This window comes from Arthrobacter sp. UYCo732 (assembly GCF_040547265.1).
Taxonomy (GTDB): Bacteria; Actinomycetota; Actinomycetes; order Actinomycetales; family Micrococcaceae; genus Arthrobacter.
This window is the reverse complement of record NZ_JBEPPJ010000011.1, coordinates 24128-47820: the sequence shown is the minus strand read 5'-3', so window position 1 is coordinate 47820 and position 23693 is coordinate 24128. Positions and strand designations below refer to the sequence as shown.

Sequence of the window (23693 nt, the reverse complement as noted above, 5' to 3'; positions counted from 1 at the left end):
AGAACCCTGCTGTTCCGCGGCCGAAGCCGTCTCTCCAAAGGCTGACCGGCTACAGCTTGTCCGTTTTGTCTTCTCCCTTGTGTCCGCCGCCGCGGAGGTTTTCCTGGACCTTGCCGAAAAGATCCTTGATGGTGGACTCGGTGTTCGTCAGCATGTCCGGCTGGAGATACACATGCTGAGTGCCAGGGAGGCTGTAACTGGACTGCAGGCCGCCGCTTCCTTCCACACCCCGCAAGGCAATGGTGACTCCGCCTTCCTTCCGGGCTATCGCGCCAATCTTGCCGAACACAAGTGTGAATTCGTCCGGTTCGAAGCTGACCGTCTGACCCACATGCGTCCGGTTGAGCTCGCTGGCCAAAACCGCTTTTTCGTTGCCAGTGCCTGAGTAGTTCATCGTGTTCTCCCTGAGGTAGTTGGCGACTTACGCCAGCAGTCTAGCCGGGCCCCATGTCCGGGTACATACCCCGACGAACCAGCAGGGGAACGTCCCAAAATCCACCCCAACTTGGGGCCAGGAGGCGGCCCTGCGAGACTGGACCCGAAGCCACCGTGACCTTCCAGGAGCCCACATGACGCCCGATCACCGCACCTCCGCCCGGCCGAACCGCATCACTGAACTCCTTGGTACGGACGTTCCGGTGGTTCTGGGGCCCTTCGGCGGAGTATCGTCGGTGGAGCTTACGGCAGCAGTGAGCGACGGCGGCGGGCTGGGTTCCTACGGCCTGTACGGCTACAGCTCCGACGCCATCCTCACCACCGCGGCCCAGCTCAGGAACGCCACTGCCAAGCCGTTCGCCCTCAACCTCTGGATTCCCACCGGCGACGAAACCACTTCCATCCCACACACGGACTTCGACCAGTACGTCGGAACGCTGAAGCCCTACTTCGACGAAGTGGGGCTCCCCCTTCCGGAAATGCCCGGCCAATACATGCCGGACTACGACGAGCAGGTGGCTGCCACGCTCGAGGCGGGTCCCGCCGTCGTGAGTTTTGTCTTCGGCGTACCGGCCCCGGAACTTGTGGAGGAGGCCCATCGCCTTGGAATTGTACTGATCGGCACCGCCACCACCGTGGCCGAAGCAGTTGCCCTGGAAGCCGGCGGCGTGGATGCCGTGGTTGCCAGCGGCATGGAGTCCGGCGGCCACCGGGTCTCTTTTCTGAAGCCCGCGGAAGAATCCCTTATTGGCACCTTCGCTCTGGTGCCCCAGGTAGTGGACGCCATCAGGATCCCGGTGATCGCTGCCGGCGGCATCGCGGACCACCGCGGCTACGCTGCCGCACGGGCCCTCGGCGCAGACGCAGTCCAGGTGGGCTCGGCGTTCCTGGCTACCCGGGAATCCGCCGCCGTGCCGGCCTATCGACACCTCCTCCACAGCGCGGCCGCAGGGGAAACAGTGCTCACACGCGTTCTGAGCGGTCGATTGGCGCGCGGCATCCCCAATCGCATCATCGGCGAACTCTCGCAAGTCACGGAAAGAGCCCCCTTCCCCGTCCAGAACTGGCTGACCGGCCGTTTCCGGCCGCAAGCGGCGGCCCAGGGCAACACGGAGCTGATGTCGCTGTGGGCAGGCCAGGCCACGCCACTGATTCGCCACGAAACTGCCGCTGAAGTGCTGTCCGAACTCCTCGCCGGGAGCGCGGTTTAGTAAGCTCCCCAATAACCCGCGGAACAAACAAAGGCCAATCCCCAACGAGGACCGGAGGCACATCCCTTGACCAAAAGAACCGGCAAGTCCAAGACCAAAAGCAAGAACCAGCGGCACCTCAAGGCGGTACCGTCGGCCCCCAAGATGCCCCTGCAACTGGTTTTGAACCATCGGGTGATTGATTCGATGGCCGTTGACTTCATTCAGCACACCACTGAATTCCCTGATCCTGCCGACGCCTTCGAGTGCCTCGAGCTGGTCAAACTCTTCCTCACCGCACAGCACGCCATCAACGGAACGAGCTCAGCCACGGCCATTGACAGTGAGGGCGTGGAGGCCGCGGCCGGATCGATAGCGGTGTCCCTGGACCCTGAAGAATTTGATGATGCGTTCCACAACATCTACTTCGCATTGCACTCTTTTATCCACTTCCTGAAGGGGACCGGCCGCTGGACCGGCTCCGCGGAAGCTTATGAGGAACTCCATTCGGCACTCGGAAGCGGCATCGCCTCAGCAACCCCGAGCCTTCCGGACATCCAGGTGCCTGACCTCAGCGACGAGGAGCAGGACGCCGCCTTCGAAGCCATGCCGCTCATCCAGCGGGCCTCCTCCCTCCTGGAATGGCTGGGAACGGGCAAGGACGTCACCAGTACCGGCGCCCTGCGGCTGAAGGACATCGAGCCGGCCGCCGCAGCAGTCGGCGTCCTGGCCCGCGGAAAGCGCGCTGCGGGGCGACCTGCGGCGCTTTTCGAGCTGGAAGCTGCTGAGGGCCGGCCGCAAACGCTGCAAGTGGGCACGATGCATGACGTGCCAGTGCTCCGCGAAATCTGGGCGGCACTGGTGGGTACCGGCCTGATCAAGCTCGGCTCCACCCGTGCCGTTCCAAGCCAGGAAGCAGCCGCTTGGAACAGCGCAAAAATCGAAGACCGGCTCGCCCTCCGCCGGGCGCTTTCGTTGGTTGTCCTCGTTGGAGTCCTCACCGATGTGGATCAGGTGTGGGACCAGGAAGCAGTCGCCGGCACGCTGCTGGCCGTCCTTGCGTATGGCAGCACCGACGAGCCGATGCCCGTGGCCGAACTCGAAAGTCTGGCATCGATGGACCTTGCGGGCTCCTTCCTGAGTGACACCGATCTTGAGAACACCTATCCGGGGGACACCGACGTCGACGATCCGGAATCCGACGCGGCCAATCTCCATGCAACCGGCTTCGAAGAAATCTACGCGTCGTTCGCGGCCTTTGAGGCAAAGCATAAACTCACCTTGCTCGCTGAGCTCGGGCTGGTGGAGACCGGCACGGACTATGTTGTTCCACCCGTGGCCATCCAGTGCGTCCAGCAGGCCATGGGGTTCCTGAATCCCGCGGACCAGCCAGCCCAGGTGCTGGATTCCGGGTCCAACGTCGTCGCCCTGCATGGCCCGCCACGGAGCGGCCGCCCGCCTCAAGGCCGGTAGAATCTGAACGTCGCCGCGGGCCCCCACAGTGGCCCGCACCAGCCGGCACGCTGCCGCCAGCATCGAATCCAGGGAGGATCCGTGCGAACTCACCATGCCCGGGCTCCCTTCCATTCCCTCCGTGCCGCGTCGCTGTCCACGGGGATCCTGGCCCTCGCCTCCGGGGCACACGTCCTGGGCGGCGGTGATCTCCCAGCCCCAGGCATCCTGCTCGCCGTCCTCGCACTGACAGTCCTGACGGCCAACACCGCCACCCGGCTAAAGCTGAATGTCGCCACCATGACCACCGTGCTGGGTGCCGGGCAGTTCGCACTGCACGAAGTGTTCACGACCTTCAGCGGTCCGGTCCAAACAGGCAGCCACGCGCCTGCGGCCGCCCACCACCTTTCCGGCGCAGCCATCCCCACGCTGGACGCCGGTCACATCCACGCCGCGGGTTCGCCCGCGGGCATCCTGATGCTCGCGGCCCACACCGTGGCAACCGTCGCGTGCGCGCTCCTCCTCGCCAAGGGTGAGGCTGCCCTCTGGTCACTCGCGGTGTGGCTCGGGCCCGTCGTCCGGCTCCCCGAAGCATTAGCGCCCGACGCCGGTCCCCTGCCGGCGGTGCCCGGCCCACCGGCGGCTCTCCCCCACCTCCCCTGGCGGAACCTCAGGCAACACAGCCGGCGCGGCCCGCCTTCCGTCGTCGCGCTTCCCTGACCCAGCCCGTACCGGACCCACCGCTGGACGGGCCCAACCCCTCTACCTCCGCACGCCCGAAACGGGCGTGCGTCCGAAAGGCCCACCCATGAACACCACCGTCCTCCGCCGTGCCCTCACCTCGGCCGCCGCCGCTGCCGGCACCGCCGCCCTCCTGCTCACCGCCGCCGCCGGCGCGTCGGCCCACGTTGGCGTCACCCCGGACAAGACCGCGGCCAACTCCTACGCGCTGCTGACCTTCGGCATCCCGCACGGTTGCGAGGAGTCCAGCACCACCAAGGTGGCCATCACGCTGCCGGCAGAGCTCAACGACGCCCAGCCCACGGTGAACCCGAACTGGACCGTGGAAAAGGTGACTGAACAGCTCGCCGAGCCCAAAAAACTGGCCGACGGCTCGTCCATCACCAAGCGAACCAGCCAGATCGTCTACACGGCTAGGACCCTGCTGGCCCACGAACTGCGCGACGCCCTGGTGCTGTCCGTGAAGCTCCCCGACGCCGCCGGCTCCACGCTCTACTTCCCCACCCTGCAGAGCTGCGAAACGGGGCTGACGAACTGGTCTGAGATCGCCACGGACGGCCAGGACCCGCACTCCCTGAAGGCGCCGGCTCCGTCCATCACCATTTCTGAGGCAGCGGACGCCCACGCCGCAGACGGCCACGCGGCCGCCACGGGCGACGCCGCTTCCACCGATACCCAGCAGGCAGCCGCCGTGACCGACAGCGGTGCGGACGCCCGCAGTTGGGCAGGCCTCGCCGCCGGCCTCGGCGGACTGGCCCTCGGCGGTGCCGCGTTTGTGCGGAGCGGCGCCACGCGCAAGCAGGCGGCCGGGACCTCCGGCCAGTAACAGCCCTCACCAGGCAATTTGATGCCCGGATCATCACGATCCGGGCATCAAATCGCCCACTGGATACGCGTCGTCGTTGACTCACGCAACCCCTGCCGCGAAGGTTATGGCATGAGGTCTCAGCGAATTTCACAAGGGTTTTTGATTACGACGGCGGCTGCCGCGGCGGCACTGATGCTCACCGCATGCGTTCCAAGCCAGGCGCAACCGCAGGGCACCAGGGAACCCGCCACGGGCTCAGCCAGCCCCACGGCGTCCTCGGCGGCTCCCAGCACGTCGCAGCCGCCGTCGTCGTCCGCTCCTCCAACGAGCGCGGGTCCGGCACTCTGCAAGGCCGCATCCCTCTCCGCGGCCACTGACGCCACCGGCGGCGGGGCCGCCGGCAGCGTCTACATGACCCTGACCCTGACCAATATCGGCACCGAACCGTGTCTCCTGACGGGCTACCCCGGAGTGTCCCTCACAGCGGACGCCAACGGTGCCCCCATCGGCGCCCCAGCCAAACGCGACGAGTCCACCCCCGTTGCCGACGTTCTGCTGGCGCCCGGCCAGGGTGGGAACGCCGTCCTCCGTTATACCCAGGCGGGCAACTACTCCGACTGCGCGCTGACCCCCGCGGCGGGTTACCGGATCTACCCGCCGAAAGATACGGCGTCGCTGTTCCTCGCCGAGCCAAGGCAGGCCTGCAGCAACGCAGCGATCGAACTGTTGACCATCGGAGCCTTCCAGTCGTCCTAGATGATATGGGCGTAACCGCCGATAGTCAGTAGACTTAGCTTCCATGACGTCCATCTGGTTGGACCGCGGGAACGCCTTCAGCCCTGACCCCTTCAACGCAGGCACGAAGTACGACACTGTGGTGGCCGGGGCGGGACTGACCGGACTGGTCACCGCGCTGTTGCTGGCCCGGTCCGGGCAGAAGATCCTGGTGATCGAAGCCCGGTTCCCGGGGGCTGCCACTACCGGAAATACGACGGCCAAGGTCAGCCTGCTGCAGGGGACCGTCCTGGCCGCTTTGTCCCGGCAGTATTCGGACAAGCAGGTCCAGGCCTACGTGGACGCCAACCGGGAGGGGCAGGCCTGGTTGCTGCGCTACCTCGACGAGAACGGCGTCCCCTACCAACGCCGGCACGCCTACACGTACGCCACCACCGGCGGGGGTGCCGAGAAGCTCCGTGAGGAGCTGATCGCGGCAACCACCGCTGGACTCAACGTGGAGTACGTGCTCGACGCCGGCCTCCCCTTCCCCATCCAGGGCGCCTTGCTGCTGGCGGACCAGGCCCAGACCAACCCGATGGATGTTCTGGACACGCTCCTGGGTGACATCCGTGCCCGGGGCGGCAGTGTGGCGGGCGGGGTCCGGCTGCGGGATGTCAGCGGAAGCGGGCCCCTGACAGTCCAGACGGATCAGGGCACCGTCACGGCCGAGCACGTTGTGCTGGCCACCGGGATCCCGGTACTTGACCGGGGCCTCTACTTCGCGAAGCTGAAGCCGCACCGGTCCTATGCGGCGGCGCTGGAACTGGCGCCCGGCCTCACTCCGCCGCCGGGCATGTACCTTTCCGCCGAGGAGCCCACGCATTCCCTCCGCGACTACGAGGCGGACGGACGCAGGCTCCTGCTCGTGGGCGGGCACGGGCATCACGTGGGGCGGACCTCGTCGGAAAAGTCCCACCTGGCGGACCTGCTCGGCTGGGCGGGGACACACTTCCCCGGCGCCGCGGCCACCCACACGTGGTCCGCGCAGGACTACCAGGCCACCAACCTCATGCCGTTCTTTGGCAAACTGCCGCGAGGGCGGGGACGGATTCTTTTCGGCACCGGCTACAACAAGTGGGGCATGACGAACGCCGTGGCGGTCGCCCTTGGGATTTCTGCCGACATCCTGGGCGGCCAGCTCCCGTGGGCGGACACCATCCATCACCGGGTCACGTCGGCCGCCGGCGCGTTCTCGGCCGTGGCCGTCAACGCCAAGGTGGCTGCGACGCTGGCCACCGGCTGGCGGAAGCTCGCTTCTGACGGGACGCCACCGCCCGACGGCGAAGGGAAAGTCTTCCGCGACGGCATCCGGCCGGTGGCGGTCTCCACAGTGGACGGAACCACGTGCAGGCTCTCCGCCGTCTGCACCCACCTCGGCGGAATCGTGCACTGGAACGACAGTGAGCTGACTTGGGACTGCCCACTCCACGGTTCCCGTTTCAGCCGTGACGGCCAGCTTCTCGAGGGACCCGCCACGAAGAACCTCCCCCGGGCAGGGCAGGGTTGATTGGTCCATCCCGCGGGTCCGGCCGTCCTGGCCCTGGCAATCGTGGACCCCGGAACCCTGTCAGTGGGGTAGGGCATGATGGAGGAATGCAGGAGCAGCTACCGCCGGGAGCGCGTCCGGACGCCGTGCCCGGCCCTCAAATGGGCCGGTTCAGCCGCCCCACCCGCGACTGGTTTTTGGGCGCCTTTGCGGAGCCAACCCCTGCCCAGGAGGGTGCTTGGGACGCCATCGCCTCAGGGTCGCATGCCCTGGTTGTAGCCCCCACCGGCTCCGGCAAAACGCTCGCCGCTTTTCTGTGGGCCCTTGACCGGCTGCTCGTTTCGGCTCCTGCCCCGGCCCAGGAACTGCCCAGGCTGGACGCCGCGCCCGCCAAAGGCCGCCGCGGTTCCCGGCCGCCCAAGCGCAAAACCCGGGTCCTGTACATCTCACCGCTGAAGGCCCTTGGGGTGGACGTCGAGCGGAACCTGCGCGCGCCCCTGATCGGCATCACGCAGACGGCCATGCGGCTGGATCTGCCCGCTCCGCTCATCACCGTGGGGGTCAGGTCCGGGGACACGACGACGGCGGACCGGCGTTCGCTGCTCAGCAACCCGCCGGACATCCTGATCACCACGCCGGAATCGCTGTTCCTGATGCTCACCTCCAAGGCCCGGGAAACCCTCACCGAGGTGGACACCGTGATCGTGGACGAGGTCCACGCCGTTGCCGGAACCAAACGGGGCGCGCATCTGGCGGTCTCCCTGGAACGGCTGGATGCCTTGCTGCCGAAGCCCGCCCAGCGGATCGGGCTGTCGGCCACGGTGGAACCGCGGGAGCTGGTGGCCCAGTTCCTGGCCGGATCCGCGCCGGTGGCGATCGTAGCGCCGCCGTCGCGGAAAAACTGGGACCTGACCGTGTCCGTGCCTGTGGAGGATATGTCGGATCTCCAGGGTGCGGCGGGCGCCTTTGACTCCGGGCCGGCCTCCGGGCTGCAGCCACAGGCGTCGATCTGGCCCCATGTGGAGGAAAAAATTGTCGACCTGGTGCTGGCCAACCAGTCCACCATCGTTTTTGCCAACTCGCGCCGCCTGGCTGAGCGGCTCACGGCGCGGCTGAATGAGGTCTACGCTGAACGTCAGCTGGTGGCCGTCGGTGGCGGCTGGGACCCGCCGGCCGCGGAGCCGGGGCTTCCAAGCATTCCCACATCCACGTCCACGCCGGCCCACATGATGGCGCAGGCCGGCAGCACCGCTGGAGCAGATCCGTTGCTGGCCCGCGCCCACCACGGGTCAGTCTCCAAGGACCAGCGGGCCATGATCGAGGATGACCTGAAGTCCGGCCGGCTGCGGTGCGTTGTGGCCACGTCGTCCCTGGAACTCGGCATCGACATGGGTGCGGTGGATCTGGTGGTGCAGGTGGAGTCGCCGCCGTCGGTGGCCAGCGGCCTGCAGCGCGTAGGCCGTGCCGGGCACCAGGTCGGCGAAATCTCCCAGGGCGTGCTTTTCCCCAAGCACCGTGCGGACCTGGTGCACACTGCCATCACGGTCGAACGGATGCTCGAGGGAAAGATCGAGCGGCTTTTTGTGCCTGCCAACCCGCTGGACATCCTGGCCCAGCAGACCGTGGCTGCCACGGCGCTGGGCAGCATCGATGTGGAGGAGTGGTTCGCCACGGTCCGGCGGTCAGCGCCCTTCGCGTCCCTTCCCCGCTCGGCGTACGAGGCAACCCTGGACCTGCTGGCGGGCCGCTATCCCTCCGACGAATTCGCCGAACTGCGGCCGCGGATTATCTGGGACCGGAACGCCGGCACCATCGAAGGCCGGCCCGGCGCCCAGCGGCTGGCCGTTGTCTCCGGCGGCACCATCCCTGACCGCGGTTTGTTCGGCGTCTACATCGTCGGCACCGAAGTTGAGGGCTCGGCCTCACCGTCCGGTGATGGCAAGACGTCCACCCCCTCCCCGGCCAAGGGAGGCCGCCGCGTGGGCGAGTTGGACGAAGAGATGGTGTACGAGTCCAGGGTGGGCGATATCTTTGCCCTCGGCGCCACCAGCTGGAAAATCGAAGACATTACGCACGACCGTGTCCTGGTCTCCCCGGCCTTCGGCCAGCCCGGCAAGCTGCCGTTCTGGAAAGGCGACTCCCTGGGCAGGCCGGTGGACCTGGGCCGGGCACTCGGCACATTCATCCGCGAACTGTCAGCGTCCGACGTCGGCCCTGCCACGGAGCGCTGTACGGCCAGCGGGCTGGACGCGTTCGCCGCGAACAACCTCATCCAGTACCTGAGCGAGCAAAAGCTCGCCACCGAAGTGGTCCCCAGCGATACCACCCTGGTGGTGGAACGCTTCCACGACGAACTCGGTGACTGGCGGGTTATCCTCCACAGCCCGTTTGGGATGCCGGTGCACGCGCCGTGGGCACTCGCCGTCGGGCAGCGGCTCCACCAGCGGTACGGTATGGACGGATCCGCCATGGCGGCTGACGACGGCATCGTGCTCCGCGTCCCCATGATGGAGGACGAACCGCCCGGAGCCGAGCTGTTCCTGTTCGATCCCGAGGAACTGGAGCAGATTGTCACCGCGGAAGTGGGCGGCAGCGCGCTGTTTGCCTCGCGGTTCCGGGAATGCGCCGCTCGTGCCCTGCTGCTGCCCCGCCAAACGCCGGGCAAGCGGCAGCCACTGTGGCAGCAGCGCCAACGGTCCGCGCAACTGCTCGACGTCGCGCGGAAATACCCCACTTTCCCGATCGTGCTGGAAACCGTCCGCGAATGTCTCCAGGACGTGTACGATCTCCCGGCGCTGAAGGACATCGCAGCCTCCGTGGAACGCCGCGAGTTGAGGATCGTCGAGATCACCACGCAGCAGCCGTCGCCGTTCGCCAAGTCCCTGCTGTTCGGGTACGTGGCCCAGTTCCTCTACGAGGGTGACTCTCCCCTGGCCGAGCGCCGGGCCGCAGCACTGGCGTTGGATTCGACGCTGTTGAATGAGCTGCTCGGACGCGTGGAACTCCGTGAGTTGCTCGATGCGAAAGTCATCGACGCTACCGAGTTCGAACTCCAGCGGCTTGCACCGGACCGCCGTGCCCGCGGAATGGAAGGTGTGGCGGACCTGCTCCGGTTGCTCGGTCCGCTGACACCGGACGAAGTGGCCTCCCGGTTGGAAGGGGTGGTTGAGGCCGCCCCGGTGGTTGAGCCTGTCGAAACCCCGCATGCCGATACCGCCTTTGCCACCGCCCACTTGACCGCCCTGCAGCGCGCCAACCGCGCCATCAAGGTAAACATCGGTGGTGCCGAACGATTTGCCGCTGTCGAGGACGCAGCGCGCCTGCGGGATGCCATCGGCGTGCCGCTGCCCATGGGCGTGCCCCTGGCCTTCATCGAACCGGTGGCCGATCCGCTCGGCGATCTTGTCTCCCGTTACGCCCGTACCCACGGACCATTCACCGCGATGGAAGCTGCCGCGCGGCTGGGCCTCGGCGTTGCTGTAGTCGGCACCGCGCTGAAGCGGCTCGCGGCCGACGGCCGTGTGGTCGAAGGCGAGTTCCGGCCGCACGCTGCGTCGCCGGAAAGCCCAGCCGTCGGACCTGATGGACAGCCCCAGCCGGTCCCCCAGGGACAACAACAGGAACACCAACAACCCAGCACCAGCGAGTGGTGCGACGCCGAAGTCCTCCGGAAGCTCCGCCGTCGTTCGCTGGCTGCGTTGCGCGCCGAAGTTGAACCGGTGGACGCGGCCGCCTACGGACGTTTCCTCCCTGTCTGGCAACATGTCCGTACCCCCGGCTCCGGCCGCGGTCAGCCGTCCCTGCGCGGTCTGGACGGAATCGTCACGGCAATCGACCAGCTGTCCGGCGTGCCGGTCCCCGCGTCGGCGTGGGAGCCGCTGCTGCTGGCCAGCCGGGTTTCCAACTACCAGCCCGCCATGCTGGACGAACTCATGGCCGCCGGTGAAGTCCTCTGGTCCGGTGCGGGAGCACTCCCCGGCAACGACGGCTGGGTCAGCATGCACTTGGCCGATTCGGCCGACCTGACCCTGAACCCGGCCATCGATTACGAGCCAGGAGATGCACAGCAGCGGCTGCTGGATCACCTGCGAAAAAACGGCGGGGGCTACTTCTTCCGGCAACTGACGGACGTCGCCGGCGGAATGGACTCGGTGCTGAGCGACCAGGACGTGGTTTCGGCGCTATGGGATCTGGCCTGGGCCGGGAGGATCACCGGGGACACCTTCGCGCCGATCCGCGCCCTCATCGCCGGCGGCCATACCGCCCACCGCCAAGTGGCCAAAGCACCCCGGTCACGCGCCCCCAGGTTAAGCAGGCTGGGCCGCTCCCACGGCACCGGCCTGTTAGGTTCCTCGGGGCTCGGCTCGGCCGGCCTCAGCGGCGGGCGGTACGGCTCCGCGGCCGGCGGTGCGGCCACGCCGGCGATGGCCGCCGGACGGTGGTCGGCGCTGCCTTTGCCCGAGCTGGATCCCACCATCCACGCCCGCGCCACGGCCGAACTGTTGCTGGACCGGTATGGCGTGGTGACGCGGGGATCAGTGATGGCGGAGCAGATTCTGGGCGGCTTTGGCCTGATGTACAAGGTCCTGGCCCGGCTGGAGGAGGCTGGCCGCTGCCGGCGCGGGTACTTCATCGAACACCTCGGTGCAGCCCAGTTCGCCGTCCCGGCCACCGTGGACCGGCTGCGGTCCTATTCCGAGGACAGCCAGCTCGCGAAGCCCGAACCTATTGCCCTCGCCCTCGCGGCCACCGATCCGGCCAACCCGTACGGCGGGGCTCTGTCGTGGCCTGCCCTCAATGTCGAGGCCGGCACCGGCCACCGTCCCGGACGGAAAGCCGGTGCCCTGGTGGTGCTGGTTAACGGCGCCCTGATCCTCTACGTGGAGCGAGGCGGCAAAACCCTCCTTGCATTCAGTGAAGACGAAGCCATCCTGTCTGCTGCAGGCACCGCGCTGGTAGGAGTGGTCACCCGCGGTGCTGTTGACAAGCTGATCATGGAAAAAGTCAACGGCCACGGCATCCTGGACACTGCCGTCGCCAAAGCACTGGCTGCCGCGGGCGCCTACTCCACTCCCAAGGGGCTGAGGATCCGTGCCTGAGGGGGACTCCGTCTGGCGGGCCGCTGCCCAGCTCCACCGCGCCCTGGCCGGACAGACGCTCACCGCCTCGGATTTCAGGGTGCCCCGTTTTGCCACGCTGAACCTGGCCGGGTGGACCGTGACAGAAGTGGTGCCGCGTGGCAAACACCTCCTCATGCGTGTGGTGGAACCTTTTGGGCAAGGCCCGGACGGGGAGGGTGGTGGCGCCAAGCGTCCGGGCGCACAGGGCCCCGTTCAACACAGTGCAGAGCAGCGAAAGCTCACCATTCATTCGCACCTGAAAATGGAAGGCGCTTGGCAGGTCTATCCACCCGGCGGACGCTGGCGAAAGCCGGGATTCACGGCCCGGTGCGTGCTGCGCACTGCGGTGGCGGACGCCGTCGGCTTCTCGTTGGGAATTGTGGAAGTTGTGCGCACCGCCGATGAGGACAAGATCGTGGGTCATCTGGGACCGGATCTCCTGGGCACGGACTGGGACCCGGCCGAAGCCGAACGTCGGATGGTCGCGGCGCCGGACGTCCCCGTCGGTGTGGCCCTGCTGGATCAGCGCAACCTCGCGGGCATCGGCAACATCTACCGCTGCGAAACCTGCTTCCTGTCCGGCATCCACCCGGCTTCGCCCGTCTCCGCCGTCGTCGACCTCCGGACCATGATGGCCGATGCTAAGCAACTGCTCGAAGCGAACCTCGGCCCGGGACGGCGGGTCACCATCCTGAATCCGCGCGGCATGCCGGTGGGAAGAATGGCCGGCCGGCCCGGATACTGGGTCTACCGCCGCGAACACCAGCCGTGCCTTAAATGCGGCACCCCCGTCCGCCGCAGTGTTTTGGGGAAGCCCAACGGCGAGGAAGAGCGGGACATCTATTTCTGCCCGCATTGCCAGCCGCGGCTGGCCTAGGTGTATCAACCACGGGCGTTAAAACCGGCTGAACCACGGGCGTTAGGGCCGTTGCCGGTCAGGCTCCCGGGACTCGGGCGCCACAGCTGCGTCCTTGACTGCGTCCTTGGCTGAGGCCGGGACCATGAACCAAGGCAGCAGCATCTGAACCAGCGGGCCGATGGCCAGGGCGTAGAGCACCGTGCCCACTCCGACCGATCCGCCCAGCAGCCAGCCGACCCCCAGCACCACCACTTCGATCAGCGATCGTGACAGTCGCACGGACCAGCCGGTCCGCCGTGCCAGGCCGGTCATCAGCCCGTCGCGGGCGCCGGGGCCAAGGCGTGCACCGATGTAGCAGGCCGAAGCAATTCCGTTGAGCACAACCGCTCCGGCCAGCATGGCGATCTGGCCTCCCAGGTGCGCAAAAGCGGGGATCAGTGCCAGCCCAACGTCGGCGCACACGCCTACCAGCACGGCATTGGCCAGCGTTCCGAAGCCGGGCTTCTGGCGCAGCGGGATCCAGAGCAGGAGCACCAGGAAACTCACCGCCACCACCACCGTGCCGATGCTGAACCCGCTCAAACGGGCCAGGCCCTGATGGAATACGTCCCAGGGGTCCAACCCGAGGCCGGCACGGATAAACATAGCCAGGGAGATGCCATACATCGCGAGGCCGATAAGGAGCTGGGTGACTCTGCGGGTCATCATCAAAATATACTCGTCCCAGGACAGACTCGACGCCGACCCGCAGCTCCGGCGCACGCTCACAGCGGCGCCGCATGGGGCGACCGCCTAAGCCTTGGACGCGATAATGGTTTGGCGACACGGAAATGGCCTGGCGACTCGCGGATACCGGTGTCGCCTGACCGTTTGCGCGTCGCCGGGGAAGATGCGCGTCCTGAGCGGACCTAGGTCAGGAACCCGTTCAAGGCCTCTGTGGGCAGCACCGGCCCCGAGGCAGGCAGAGTAGGACCCGCAAAGTAGAATGGACCAGTGATGCAATCCCCCCTCCCCGTGCGCGACGGCGTCAACGCCACCCGCCTGCGCCTGCCGGACGAGGGACCGTGGACCACCGCGATGGACTACATGATGCACCGCTGGGGCCACATCGATCCGCAGGGCATCGAGGACAGGTTCGACGCCGGCGAGATCGTGGGCGAAGGCGGTATCCGATTGGACCGGGCCACCAGGCTCGAGGATCATACCTTCATCTGGTACTACCGGACCCTGCCTCCAGAGACCCGCATCCCGGTGGACATCACCATCCTGCACCAGGACGCACACCTGCTGGTGGTGGACAAGCCGCACTTCCTGCCCACCACCCCGGGCGGCACGTACATCCAGGAATCGGCCCTGGTCCGGCTGCGGAACCAGCTGGACCTGCCGGACCTGATCCCCATGCACCGTCTGGACCGCATGACCGCCGGCGTGCTCCTGCTGTCCACCAACCCGGAGACGCGCGGCAAATACCAGGTGCTCTTCGAGAAGCGCCAGGTCCAGAAGGAGTACGAGTGCGTCGCCGCCGCGGAACCCGCTGCGGGCTACCCCGCCGTCGACTTCCCTGTGGTGGTGCGCAACCGGATGACCAAGTCCCGCAGCTACCTGCTGGCCGAAGTGATCGCCGGCGAACCGAACGCGGAGACCCGGATCGATCGGCTGGAAACGTTCGACGGCGCCGCCTCCCCGCGTGCCGGTGTCACCGCGACCGGCGGGAGCCACGGTGCGTCCCGGCTTGCGCGCTACCAGTTGGAGCCGCACTCCGGGAAGACGCACCAGCTGAGGGTTCACATGGCATCGCTGGGCCTGGGCATCGTCAACGACGCGTTCTACCCGGACCTGCTGGACAAGGCTCCCGACGACTACACCAAACCCCTGCAGCTCCTCGCCCGGGGCATCCGCTTTGTGGACCCCATCATCAAAAAGCCTGTGGAATACCGCAGCCGGCTGGACCTCAGCGAAGCTGCTCAAACGGCGAGTTGATCAAACACAGGTGATCGACAACAGGGTGCTCCAACACGGCGCTAATCAAAAACCGCGTTAAAGGCGTCCGCCATGTCGGAGCTGAACAGCACAAACTCCACCAGCTCAACCGCGCTGGCCGCCTGCGAGGCACCAAACCCGGTGACGGCGTCGTACGCGGCTTCTGCCACCTGACGCCCTGCCCAACCGTAAACGCCGCCGCCCACCGCCGGGAACGCGACGGAAGCAGCACCCAGCGACTCCGCCAGCCGCAGGCTTTCGCTGAAGCACGAAACCAGCAGCGCGCTGTTGGTCTGCCCGGCACGCCGGTTTGGCCCCACCGTATGGATGACCCAGCGGGCCGGGAGCCGGAACCCGGGAGTGGCGACAGCGGCGCCCACGGCGAGCCCGTGCGGGAGGTCTGTGTCGCGGAGTTCGCGGCAGGCTGCCAGCAGCCCGGGCCCGGCGGCCCGGTGGATGGCGCCGTCCACGCCGCCGCCGCCCAGGAGCGACGAGTTTGCCGCGTTCACGATCACGTCCACGGCCCGGGTGGTGATGTCGGCCTGGAGAATGCTGATCCGCATGCCGCCAGTTTCGCACATGCAGGCTTGCGGATAACCGTGCCCGCTAGTTCGGGAACAGCTCACAACCCCTGCATCACGGCAGCCGAGGCACGCAGCCAGGCCTCGCGGGCGCCCGGCTGCAGTGCCTGGTAGTTTAGCGGACCGCCGGAGACCAGTGAACTATCGTAGGGAACATCGAGGACTTCCCTCGTCACGCTCTCGAAATGCGCCCGTGTCCGCCGATGCAGCTCTAGATCGGTCTGCCGCGACGGTGCGGCAAGTAGGGTCACAGCGTTGCTGACCTTGGCCTCGTAGCCGCGCTCGCGCAGCCCGTCCACAAGCCAGACAGCACTGGCCACGGTGTCTTCCCTCAGGGTGGAAATGATGACCAGCTCGTCCGCCGCCGCTACCGCCGCTTCCCAGTTGGAGGACCGCATGTTGTTGCCGGTGTCCACCATAATGATCCGGTAGAAGCGGCGCAGCGCAGAGTGCAGCCGGTCAAACTCACGGCTTCCGATGGTGGCGGCTCCTGCGGCGTCCTCGTCCGAGGCCAGCACGTCGAAGTGTGCGGAACCCTGGTACCGGACATAGCGGTCCAGGTCCCCGATACGGCCCAGGACGGGGTCCTCGAAGCGGTCCACCTCATGCATCAGGTCAACTGCCGTGCCCGTGTGCCCGGCCAGCGGTGCCCGCCACCCCAGCGTGCCCCGCGTTTCATTGTTGTCCCACGCGAGCGTGTAACCGCCGCGCTGGATGCCGAGCGTCGCGGCAAGAAGCAGCGTGGCGGTGGTTTTGTGCGCGCCGCCCTTGGGGTTGACCACCACCACCGTCCTGGGGCCATCCAGCCGGCGTTGTACGTCTTCGACGGCCCTCAGGTGGATGAGTTCGCGAAGCCCTGGACCCGGGCTGATCGAATTGCGGCTGAGCCGCCGGACTGCACCCTGCCAGCCAGCTTCGGCCAGTGCCGATGGCGGAGTGGGCCGGTCGGCGAGGAAGTCCCGGAGGGTGGGGACGCCGTCGTCGCGCTTCCCTGCGGACGGGACGTCGTCGCCTTGCTTGGCCGCTGGAGCCTGCAACGGTGCGGGAGGCACGTCGTCGTGGGGCATGGCCGCGGGAGAGACTGCGACAGCCATGGCGGACCTTCCTTTCAGTAGTGGCTTGCCTGTCTCCGGCCGCTGCCCCGCCCTGAAATGCCGTGGCACACCGACCGTTGGCTCCGCCGTTGTACTCCACAGGCGCCTGGCGAGGCGCCGCAGGAGAGCGAGCAGGACAGTCAGCAGCCGGTACAGCAGAATGGCCAGGCCCACCACGGGCACGGACAACATGAGGATGGACACGATGGACAGCGCCGCAGCAGGCGGGTCACCGGCCTCGACCGCGGCGCCGGCCAGCCCCGCGTGCAGCCGGATGGAAGTGGCCGTCTGCTCAATGATGGCGGGCAGGTTGAATAGCATCCAGCCGCACGCCAGGAACAGGAGCGGCACGACGGTGACAACCCAGATGGTGACGATGCGGCGGGCAAAGGGGCGGAGCTCAAGTACCCGCGGATCGAGGGGGCGGCCGGGAACAAGGCTCAGCAGCACGGGCCGGATCCGGTTGAAGAGGTCCGGAACGCCGGCAATATCGGCCAGCACGAAGTAGCCGTCAAAGCGCAGCGTCGGAACCAGCTGCTGGATCATCTGGAAATGCATCAGACCCGCCGCCAGCAGAAAGAATCCCTGCTCCGTCAGCAGATACGCCCCACCCAGGCCGATGAGGCAGAGGCAGTTGAAGTACAGTCCACCAAGATCCGTGCGGATCCTGCCCGTCCGTCCCAGCCGGTAAGAGTCGGTGACGTTGGTGAAGAATGCGGGAAAGACCAGATAAACGCCGACGCCGATCACCCCTGGCCTGGCGCCCCCGTACCGGCACGCCGTGGCATGGCCCAGTTCGTGGATCACGGCCGCCGCTGTCAGGAGCGCGAAGATGCCCAGGAGCAGCGCCGGGGTGAGCAGTATCTGTTCCAGGGAGGCCATGAAGTCACTCCTGGCAATCACCAGGACATCGACGGCGGCCAACACCAGCAGGACGGCCACCACCACCGGACCCCAATACAGCGGGGCCAGGATCCGGGCCAACGCGTTGACGGCCCTTTCTGGAACAAGCGTCCCCCGCAGTCGGAGAGCCAGCAGCGGGTCTGCCTTCGGCGGCGGCGGGGCGTCGGCAGCGTCGGCCCCGGCTTTGTGGACCAGACCCATCGGCGCCAGCCTGGTGTCGATGAGGTGGCGGAGCCCGCTCACCCCCAGTTCACGGCCATAGGCGTCGCTGATGTCGCGCGCCGTATCTTCGAGGGGTTCATCGGCCGAAAGGGAGACCATCACTAAATTGAGCAACTCCGAAAGCTGCACAATCTGCCCGTCTCCGCGCTGCAAAAGGTAGCTGCGGTCCTTAAGCCCCGAACCTTCAACAGGGCCCAGGAAAACAATCCCGTGCGCAGGGGACCAGCGGCCTGCAAATGCGGCATCAGCTGTTGTTGTCACTTTCCCCACCACGTTGTCATTTTCCCCACAAAGATGTTGAGCCACCAGGTCCGGTGAGCATGCCCCGACATTGGAGCACGCCCACCGGGTTGAGAAATCCTTGCAGGGCCTACTGTTGAACTACCAACAGGTTCTGCCAGGCGCCCGAGTTCGCAACCGAACCGATTGAGGCCGCATTGATGGCCATCGAAAGATTCACAGCGATTACGGGAGCGACGTTAAAGTCGAAGAACAGCGTTTCCCGCACGGGCAGCAGTTCCAGGACCTCAGCGTCGAGTTCCATCGGTGATAGCTCGGTTGATGCCGTCATAGCACCTCACCCCTCTCCCCCGGGCACTCCCGGGGTCCAGATATCGGATGGTTGGCGGACTAACTCTGGGCTACAAGGATTGTTTGAACGGCAGAGCTGTGCGCCGTGGCGAGCAGTGAGCCGGCGTTCAGTGCCAGAGAGGTGTTGGTCGCGTAAACGCTTGCCCAGTTGGCGTTCAGAAACAGGGTCTCCCGCGAAGGCAACAGCTCCACCTGCTGGCCTTCCAGTTCCTGAATGGTGAGTTCCTTCATGTCAATCACCCCCTCTCAAAGTCTCCCGATCATTCAACGCGGCATCCCGTGGCAGGTTCGTTACTGCAGTGTTATTTTTCCGTTGTTTTGTGCAACTATGCCGGGACAGTCTTTTGACTAAGGCGCCGATTAATCTATGCCTAGGATGGTCATACCGGGCAGTAATGTTCGTGGCTGATTTGCGAATTCCAGACGAGGAAAGCAGGGCGCCCGCTCATGGCGGACATTGAAGGCACGATGATTATCCGCGCGTGGGCCGAGCCCGCCCAGAATAGCCCGATTCGCGCCCGGCTGATCTTCAGCCGCCCCGGCCAGAGCGGCGAATTCGTGGAGGCTGCGGGCGACGCGGACGAAATCCTCCTGGCTGTCCAGCGCTGGCTCGATTCCCTTCGGGCGGAAGAAAATACCGCCAACGCCTAATACGGCGCTCCATAAAAGCGTGCTCACGCCAACGGGTTTTTGTGACCACCCGGGCGGCCCCGCTGGTGGCCAACAGGTAGGCCCGATTCCGGTCGGCACGCTGCCCTACCCCACTTGATAACCCGCCCTACCCTTGTTACTAAAATGACTTGACATGGTTTGGCTGGGTGCCACGATGGTAGCTGGAGAACGCGTGGAATCCGGCCGCTTGAGAGGGAAAAGCATGACGGTGGCTCTCGCACAGGATTGGGACTTGAGTCTGCTGGGGGCTTGGCGGTTGCGCTGCGGCAGCAATACAGTGACGGTAGCCAGCCGTGAGCAGCGGCTCATCGCCTGCGTGGGACTTCTGGGCTGCCGACACCGGAGTTTTTTGGCCGGCCTCCTGTGGCCGAAGAGCAGCGAACCGCAGGCTGCGGGAAACCTCAGGACCACTGTCTGGTGCATCGCCCACGCATACCCCCACCTCCTCCATACCGGCGCCGACACACTGGAACTGGAAGAATCCGTCCGCGTCGATGTCGCAACCCTGCAGCGGCACGTCGCCAGAATGCACGCGCAGCCTGGAGCGCAGATTCCGGACAGCTACCTGGAGCACCTGAGCCGGGCCGAACTGCTGCCCGGCTGGTACGACGACTGGGTAATCTTTGAACAGGAGCGGCTCCGGCAAATGCGCCTCAGCGCTCTTGAGCTCATGGCACGGCAGCATCTGGCGGCCGGTGAACCCGGCGATGCCGTCATCGCGGCACTGTTCGCGGCGAGCATCGAACCGCTCAGGGAATCTGCGCATCTCCTGCTGGTTCAGGCCCATCTTGCCGCTGGCAACAGGGCTGCTGCCGTCCGTGCCTACACGATGTTTGCCAGCCGCCTGGAAGGTGAACTGGGCGTCGTGCCCTCAACCCAACTGAGCGAACTCGTGTCAGCATTCCGTCCGCACTGCAGCCTCGCGCCTGGCGGAAGATAACCAAGCATCCCGGAAGCCGTGCACTGACGCTAACGCGGCCCCAGATGCCGCTGTGCTCCATCCATGCGCCATCCTGCCGTCCGAAAGTGCGGTACTTTGTGGCCATGGACTTTGGCAACGCGGACAGCTGGGGGGCCGCGATCTACTTCTGGATCATCCCTCTGGTACTCGGCGACGCCATCTTCCCGCCCATCCCCTCCGAAATGGTGGTGATCACCGGCGGTGCCCTCGCGGCAGACGGACGGGCCAACATCTTCCTCGTTGCGGCCTTGTCCGCGCTGGCGTCCTGGCTCGGAGACATGGTGGTTTTCCAGCTCTTCAAGCGCCGCCTCAGCCATGTGCTTGACCGGTGGCGCTGGGGCGCAAAGGTCCATCACGGCATCCACCGGGCCATCGCCAAGGTTGGCCGCTCCTCTACGTACGGGACCATCATCGGCGCCCGCTTCATCCCGGGCGGACGGCTGGCGACGTCCGCCGCAGCCGGAATCGCGGACGTGTCAGTCTCCGGCTTCAGCTTCTGCGCCGGGCTCGGCGCCGTTTTGTGGGCCAGCTGGCTGGTAGGCCTGGGCTACTTCACGGGATCGGCAACCAGGCTGCCATTTTGGGCCAGTTCCCTGATCGGGGTGGGAGTGGGGCTGTTGATCGGCGCGGTCGTCGGGATCATCGTCACGCGCCGCCGCGGCACCCGCTCCCCGGTTGACGAACCGCCCCCGATGATCGAGCCCTCCCCGGGCGACTGAGCTACACAGGCGACTAAACTACACGGGTGCCCAGCGGCCGCGGTTGCGGCGCAGCAGCGTCAGTGAGCCGGTCAGCGCAACGCGTTCGACGGCGTCGCGCATCATGGCTGCCGATTCGTGCGCCTGCTGGTTCTCACCGTGATATTCGGTGGCCGCAACGAGGAACCGGAGGTTCAGCTGCGGGACGCCACCGGCGAGCTCCAGCTGATTGGACTCCACATGGTGACGGGTCTCCAGCGCCTCCACGGCTGCGGCCATCACCGCTTCCGGCCGGTTCCCAGGCTTCAGTCCGGTGATTTTCAGGCGGGTCTGGAACGAAGGCATGCCTTCCACCCTATCCCGGCCGGCGTTCAGGCCGGCTCCTCCGAGCCGCCTTCGGAGGCGCGACCGGACCAACGCTGCTCAATGTGGCCGAAGCGCCACGCCCAAGGCCAGCAGCCATGTGGCGACGAACAGCCCCACCGTGGTGTGAGCCCACGCATCGACGCCCACTCCCGGCCGGTCAGTTTCCGGCCGGTCACCGCGGCCGTTGACCGTCCAGTCCAGGCCTTCGGCGGCGGGTTGTGTCCTGCTTCCCGTTTGTTTAATTTCCGGGCCTCCGGCTTCCGGGCCCCTGCAGAATGATGGCATAACTTCACGCCCCTACCCGACTAGTGCGCAGCCGTCAAATACTGGTTGCTTTATGGACGGGACGAGCCTATCTTGACATGAAGGAGGCACATCCGATGCACGAACTCTCAATCGTTCAAAGCCTCATAGACGAAGTCCTGGACAAGACCGGCGGCCGGGCAGTCAGCAGCGTAAACCTTCGTATCGGGCCGTTGTCAGGTGTTCTCCCGGATGCCCTCCGTTTCTGTTTTGACGTTGCTTCGGCGGGTACTGCCTTGGCAGGCGCGCGGCTGCGGATCGACGAGCCGCAAGGCCGCGGGCGATGCCGCACCTGTGGCGACCACTTCGCACTGACTGACATATTCCTCCTGTGTCCCTGCGGCAGCGCGGACGTCGACGTGGTCGCCGGGCGCGAACTGAGGCTCGTTTCGGTGGAGGTGGCGTAGGAAATGTGCACAACATGCGGCTGCGGCGAGGACACCAACCCGAGGGTTTACTCCCTGGGCATGCCGGGCGGAATTGAAGGAGCCGAAACGCCGGACGAGTCGGGCATCCAGGCGCATGATCACCCTCACGGGGCTGAACACGTCCACTCGCATGACGGACATACCCACGTCCACGCCGAGGACGTCCACGCCGAGGACGGGCACTCCCACACCGGCCACAGCCATCAGGGGCACGGCCAGGCGCCCGAGCTGATTTCCCTGGAGCAGGACCTGCTGGCCAAAAACGGCCTCTTGGCGGAACGGAACCGTGGCTGGCTCTCGGGACGGCGGATCCGCGCGCTGAACATGATGAGCTCCCCTGGCGCCGGGAAGACCACCCTCCTGGTCCGCACGCTCACGGAGCTGGGCGACGGGCTGCAGGCAGGTGTCGTCGAAGGGGACCAGGAAACTTCCCTCGATGCCGACCGAATCCGCGCTGCCGGCAGGCCCGTGGTCCAGATTAACACCGGAGCGGGCTGCCACCTCGACGCCGATATGCTCCGCCGCGGGCTCGAAGTACTCGATCCTCCGATGGGATCAACAGTGTTCATCGAGAATGTGGGAAATCTCGTCTGCCCCGCCCTTTTCGACCTGGGCGAAGCAGCCAAAGTAGTAATCGTGTCAGTGACGGAAGGTGATGACAAACCACAGAAGTACCCGCACATGTTCATCGCAGCCGACCTGGTGATCATCAACAAGTCAGACCTGCTCCCCTATGTTGATTTCGACGTCGACGAGTGCCTGCACCGCATACGTCACCTCAACGACCACGCGCAGTTCCTGGTCCTCTCGGCCACTACCGGCGACGGCCTTGCCGCCTGGTACGAATGGCTGGACGGCCGCATTTCCCGGACAGAGGCAGAGTCTTTGACCGGTTCTCTGGAAGAGTCCCTGACAGACGCAAACTGAGCCCCCCACGGGCCGCGGAAAGAGCAACGATGCCTACCGAAACTTCCCTCAAGGCCGAAGAAACGCTGATCCACGTGCTGTGGATCAATGCCGGGCTGAGCTGCGACGGCGATTCCGTCGCCCTGACCGCGGCAACCCAGCCCAGCGTGGAGGAGATAGCACTCGGCGCACTGCCCGGCCTGCCCCGCATCGCCATGCACTGGCCCCTGATCGACTTCGAGTGCGGCCCCCAGGAAGGGGCGGACGATTTCCTCGAGTGGTTCCGCAAGGCGGACCGCGGCGAGCTGGAACCGTTTGTCCTGGTGGTTGAAGGGTCCATCCCCAACGAAAAACTGCACGACGAGGGCGGCTACTGGTGCGGCTTCGGCAACGACCTTGCGACCGGACAACCCATCACCACCAGCGAGTGGCTGGACCGTCTGGCGCCCAAAGCCACAGCCATCATCGCTGCAGGAACCTGCGCCACATACGGCGGCATCCATGCAATGGCGGGAAACCCGACAGGAGCCATGGGAGTCCCTGACTACCTTGGCTACGACTGGAAGTCCAAGGCCGGCATCCCGATCGTCTGCGTCCCCGGCTGCCCCATCCAACCGGACAACCTCTCCGAGACCATGACCTACCTGTTGTACCAGGCCACCGGACAAGCCCCCATGATTCCGCTGGACGACGCGCTGCGGCCAACCTGGCTGTTCGGCAAGACAGTCCACGAAGGCTGCGACCGGGCCGGCTACTACGAGCAGGGCGACTTCGCCACCGAATACGGCTCTCCCAAATGCATCGTCAAACTGGGGTGCTGGGGTCCGGTGGTCAAGTGCAACGTGCCCAAGCGCGGCTGGATGAACGGCATCGGCGGCTGCCCGAACGTCGGCGGCATCTGCATCGGCTGCACCATGCCGGGCTTCCCCGACAAGTTCATGCCCTTCATGGATGAGCCACCAGGCGGCAAACTCTCAACCAGCACCATCCGCCCCTATGGGGCCGCCATCAGGGCGTTGCGCGGCATCACCACCCACACCCTGGACCAGGAGCCCAAGTGGCGCCGGCCCGGGCGCGAACTGCTGACTGGCGCGAAGCGCACTTGGTAACCATCCACTCC

The 23693-nt window shown here is 66.3% G+C and carries 22 protein-coding genes; 15 read left to right on the top strand and 7 right to left on the bottom strand.

Going from position 1 to position 23693, the window contains the following annotated elements:
* Positions 1–49: 49 nt before the first annotated feature.
* Positions 50–394, bottom strand: coding sequence for a hypothetical protein (locus tag ABIB45_RS14420; protein WP_354216548.1), 345 nt, complete (start codon positions 392–394; stop codon positions 50–52).
* A gap of 175 nt (positions 395–569) precedes the next feature.
* Here ABIB45_RS14420 and ABIB45_RS14415 point away from each other — a divergent pair, with 175 nt between their 5' ends.
* From ABIB45_RS14415 to ABIB45_RS14380, 8 genes are all read left to right on the top strand, one after another.
* Positions 570–1646 (top strand): NAD(P)H-dependent flavin oxidoreductase, encoded by a 1077-nt coding sequence (locus ABIB45_RS14415; RefSeq protein WP_354216547.1) that lies wholly within the window; start codon positions 570–572, stop codon positions 1644–1646.
* Positions 1647–1712: 66 nt separating this feature from the next.
* On the top strand, positions 1713–3098 hold the full coding sequence (locus tag ABIB45_RS14410) for a hypothetical protein (protein WP_354216546.1): 1386 nt from the start codon (positions 1713–1715) through the stop codon (positions 3096–3098).
* An 81-nt stretch (positions 3099–3179) separates the two neighbouring features.
* On the top strand, positions 3180–3797 hold the full coding sequence (locus ABIB45_RS14405) for a hypothetical protein (protein ID WP_354216545.1): 618 nt from the start codon (positions 3180–3182) through the stop codon (positions 3795–3797).
* A gap of 88 nt (positions 3798–3885) precedes the next feature.
* On the top strand, positions 3886–4644 hold the full coding sequence (locus ABIB45_RS14400) for a YcnI family protein (protein ID WP_354216544.1): 759 nt from the start codon (positions 3886–3888) through the stop codon (positions 4642–4644).
* 111 nt (positions 4645–4755) lie between these two features.
* Positions 4756–5382, top strand: a complete 627-nt coding sequence (locus ABIB45_RS14395; protein ID WP_354216543.1) for a DUF4232 domain-containing protein — start codon at positions 4756–4758, stop codon at positions 5380–5382.
* 43 nt (positions 5383–5425) lie between these two features.
* Complete coding sequence (locus ABIB45_RS14390; protein ID WP_354216542.1) at positions 5426–6910, top strand: FAD-dependent oxidoreductase; 1485 nt, start codon at positions 5426–5428, stop codon at positions 6908–6910.
* A gap of 86 nt (positions 6911–6996) precedes the next feature.
* Entirely contained in the window at positions 6997–11988 is a 4992-nt protein-coding gene (locus ABIB45_RS14385) for an ATP-dependent helicase (protein ID WP_354216541.1), read from the top strand.
* The gene (locus ABIB45_RS14380; protein WP_354216540.1) at positions 11981–12886 is read left to right on the top strand and encodes a DNA-formamidopyrimidine glycosylase family protein; all 906 of its coding nucleotides are present in this window, start codon (positions 11981–11983) and stop codon (positions 12884–12886) included. The genes ABIB45_RS14385 and ABIB45_RS14380 overlap by 8 nt, the downstream gene beginning before the upstream one ends.
* Before the next feature lie 42 nt (positions 12887–12928).
* Here ABIB45_RS14380 and yczE read toward each other — a convergent pair whose 3' ends face one another.
* Positions 12929–13576 carry a membrane protein YczE gene (yczE, locus tag ABIB45_RS14375; protein ID WP_354216539.1) on the bottom strand — a complete coding sequence of 216 codons (648 nt, stop codon included), beginning with the start codon at positions 13574–13576 and terminating at the stop codon, positions 12929–12931.
* 288 nt (positions 13577–13864) lie between these two features.
* On the opposite strand from yczE, the gene ABIB45_RS14370 reads away from it, so the two are divergent.
* A complete protein-coding gene (locus ABIB45_RS14370) occupies positions 13865–14848 on the top strand; it encodes an RluA family pseudouridine synthase (RefSeq protein WP_354216609.1) in 984 nt (327 codons plus the stop codon).
* Positions 14849–14889: 41 nt separating this feature from the next.
* Here the strand turns inward: ABIB45_RS14370 and ABIB45_RS14365 are convergent, their stop codons facing one another.
* The 4 genes from ABIB45_RS14365 to ABIB45_RS14350 form a co-directional block, all read right to left on the bottom strand.
* The gene (locus ABIB45_RS14365) at positions 14890–15411 is read right to left on the bottom strand and encodes an O-acetyl-ADP-ribose deacetylase (protein WP_354216538.1); all 522 of its coding nucleotides are present in this window, start codon (positions 15409–15411) and stop codon (positions 14890–14892) included.
* Between the two features lie 59 nt (positions 15412–15470).
* A complete protein-coding gene (locus tag ABIB45_RS14360) occupies positions 15471–17909 on the bottom strand; it encodes a hypothetical protein (protein WP_354216537.1) in 2439 nt (812 codons plus the stop codon).
* 109 nt (positions 17910–18018) lie between these two features.
* A complete protein-coding gene (locus ABIB45_RS14355; RefSeq protein ID WP_354216536.1) occupies positions 18019–18219 on the bottom strand; it encodes a hypothetical protein in 201 nt (66 codons plus the stop codon).
* Between the two features lie 59 nt (positions 18220–18278).
* Positions 18279–18470 carry a hypothetical protein gene (locus ABIB45_RS14350; protein ID WP_354216535.1) on the bottom strand — a complete coding sequence of 64 codons (192 nt, stop codon included), beginning with the start codon at positions 18468–18470 and terminating at the stop codon, positions 18279–18281.
* 216 nt (positions 18471–18686) lie between these two features.
* Here ABIB45_RS14350 and ABIB45_RS14345 point away from each other — a divergent pair, with 216 nt between their 5' ends.
* The 3 genes from ABIB45_RS14345 to ABIB45_RS14335 all read left to right on the top strand — a co-directional run bounded on the left by ABIB45_RS14345 (position 18687) and on the right by ABIB45_RS14335 (position 20591).
* The gene (locus ABIB45_RS14345; protein ID WP_354216534.1) at positions 18687–18890 is read left to right on the top strand and encodes a hypothetical protein; all 204 of its coding nucleotides are present in this window, start codon (positions 18687–18689) and stop codon (positions 18888–18890) included.
* 253 nt (positions 18891–19143) lie between these two features.
* A complete protein-coding gene (locus tag ABIB45_RS14340; protein WP_354216533.1) occupies positions 19144–19851 on the top strand; it encodes an AfsR/SARP family transcriptional regulator in 708 nt (235 codons plus the stop codon).
* Between the two features lie 104 nt (positions 19852–19955).
* Positions 19956–20591 carry a DedA family protein gene (locus tag ABIB45_RS14335; protein WP_354216532.1) on the top strand — a complete coding sequence of 212 codons (636 nt, stop codon included), beginning with the start codon at positions 19956–19958 and terminating at the stop codon, positions 20589–20591.
* A gap of 18 nt (positions 20592–20609) precedes the next feature.
* Here ABIB45_RS14335 and ABIB45_RS14330 read toward each other — a convergent pair whose 3' ends face one another.
* On the bottom strand, positions 20610–20915 hold the full coding sequence (locus tag ABIB45_RS14330) for a hypothetical protein (RefSeq protein WP_354216530.1): 306 nt from the start codon (positions 20913–20915) through the stop codon (positions 20610–20612).
* Between the two features lie 401 nt (positions 20916–21316).
* Here ABIB45_RS14330 and ABIB45_RS14325 point away from each other — a divergent pair, with 401 nt between their 5' ends.
* The 3 genes from ABIB45_RS14325 to ABIB45_RS14315 are packed head-to-tail and all read left to right on the top strand — an operon-like array spanning position 21317 to position 23682.
* Positions 21317–21646: a hydrogenase maturation nickel metallochaperone HypA/HybF gene (locus ABIB45_RS14325; protein WP_354216529.1), complete on the top strand. Its 330-nt coding sequence runs from the start codon at positions 21317–21319 to the stop codon at positions 21644–21646.
* 3 nt (positions 21647–21649) lie between these two features.
* Positions 21650–22594: a hydrogenase nickel incorporation protein HypB gene (gene hypB / locus ABIB45_RS14320; protein ID WP_354216528.1), complete on the top strand. Its 945-nt coding sequence runs from the start codon at positions 21650–21652 to the stop codon at positions 22592–22594.
* 29 nt (positions 22595–22623) lie between these two features.
* Positions 22624–23682, top strand: coding sequence for an NADH-quinone oxidoreductase subunit B family protein (locus ABIB45_RS14315; protein WP_354216527.1), 1059 nt, complete (start codon positions 22624–22626; stop codon positions 23680–23682).
* The last annotated feature ends 11 nt before the right edge of the window (positions 23683–23693 follow it).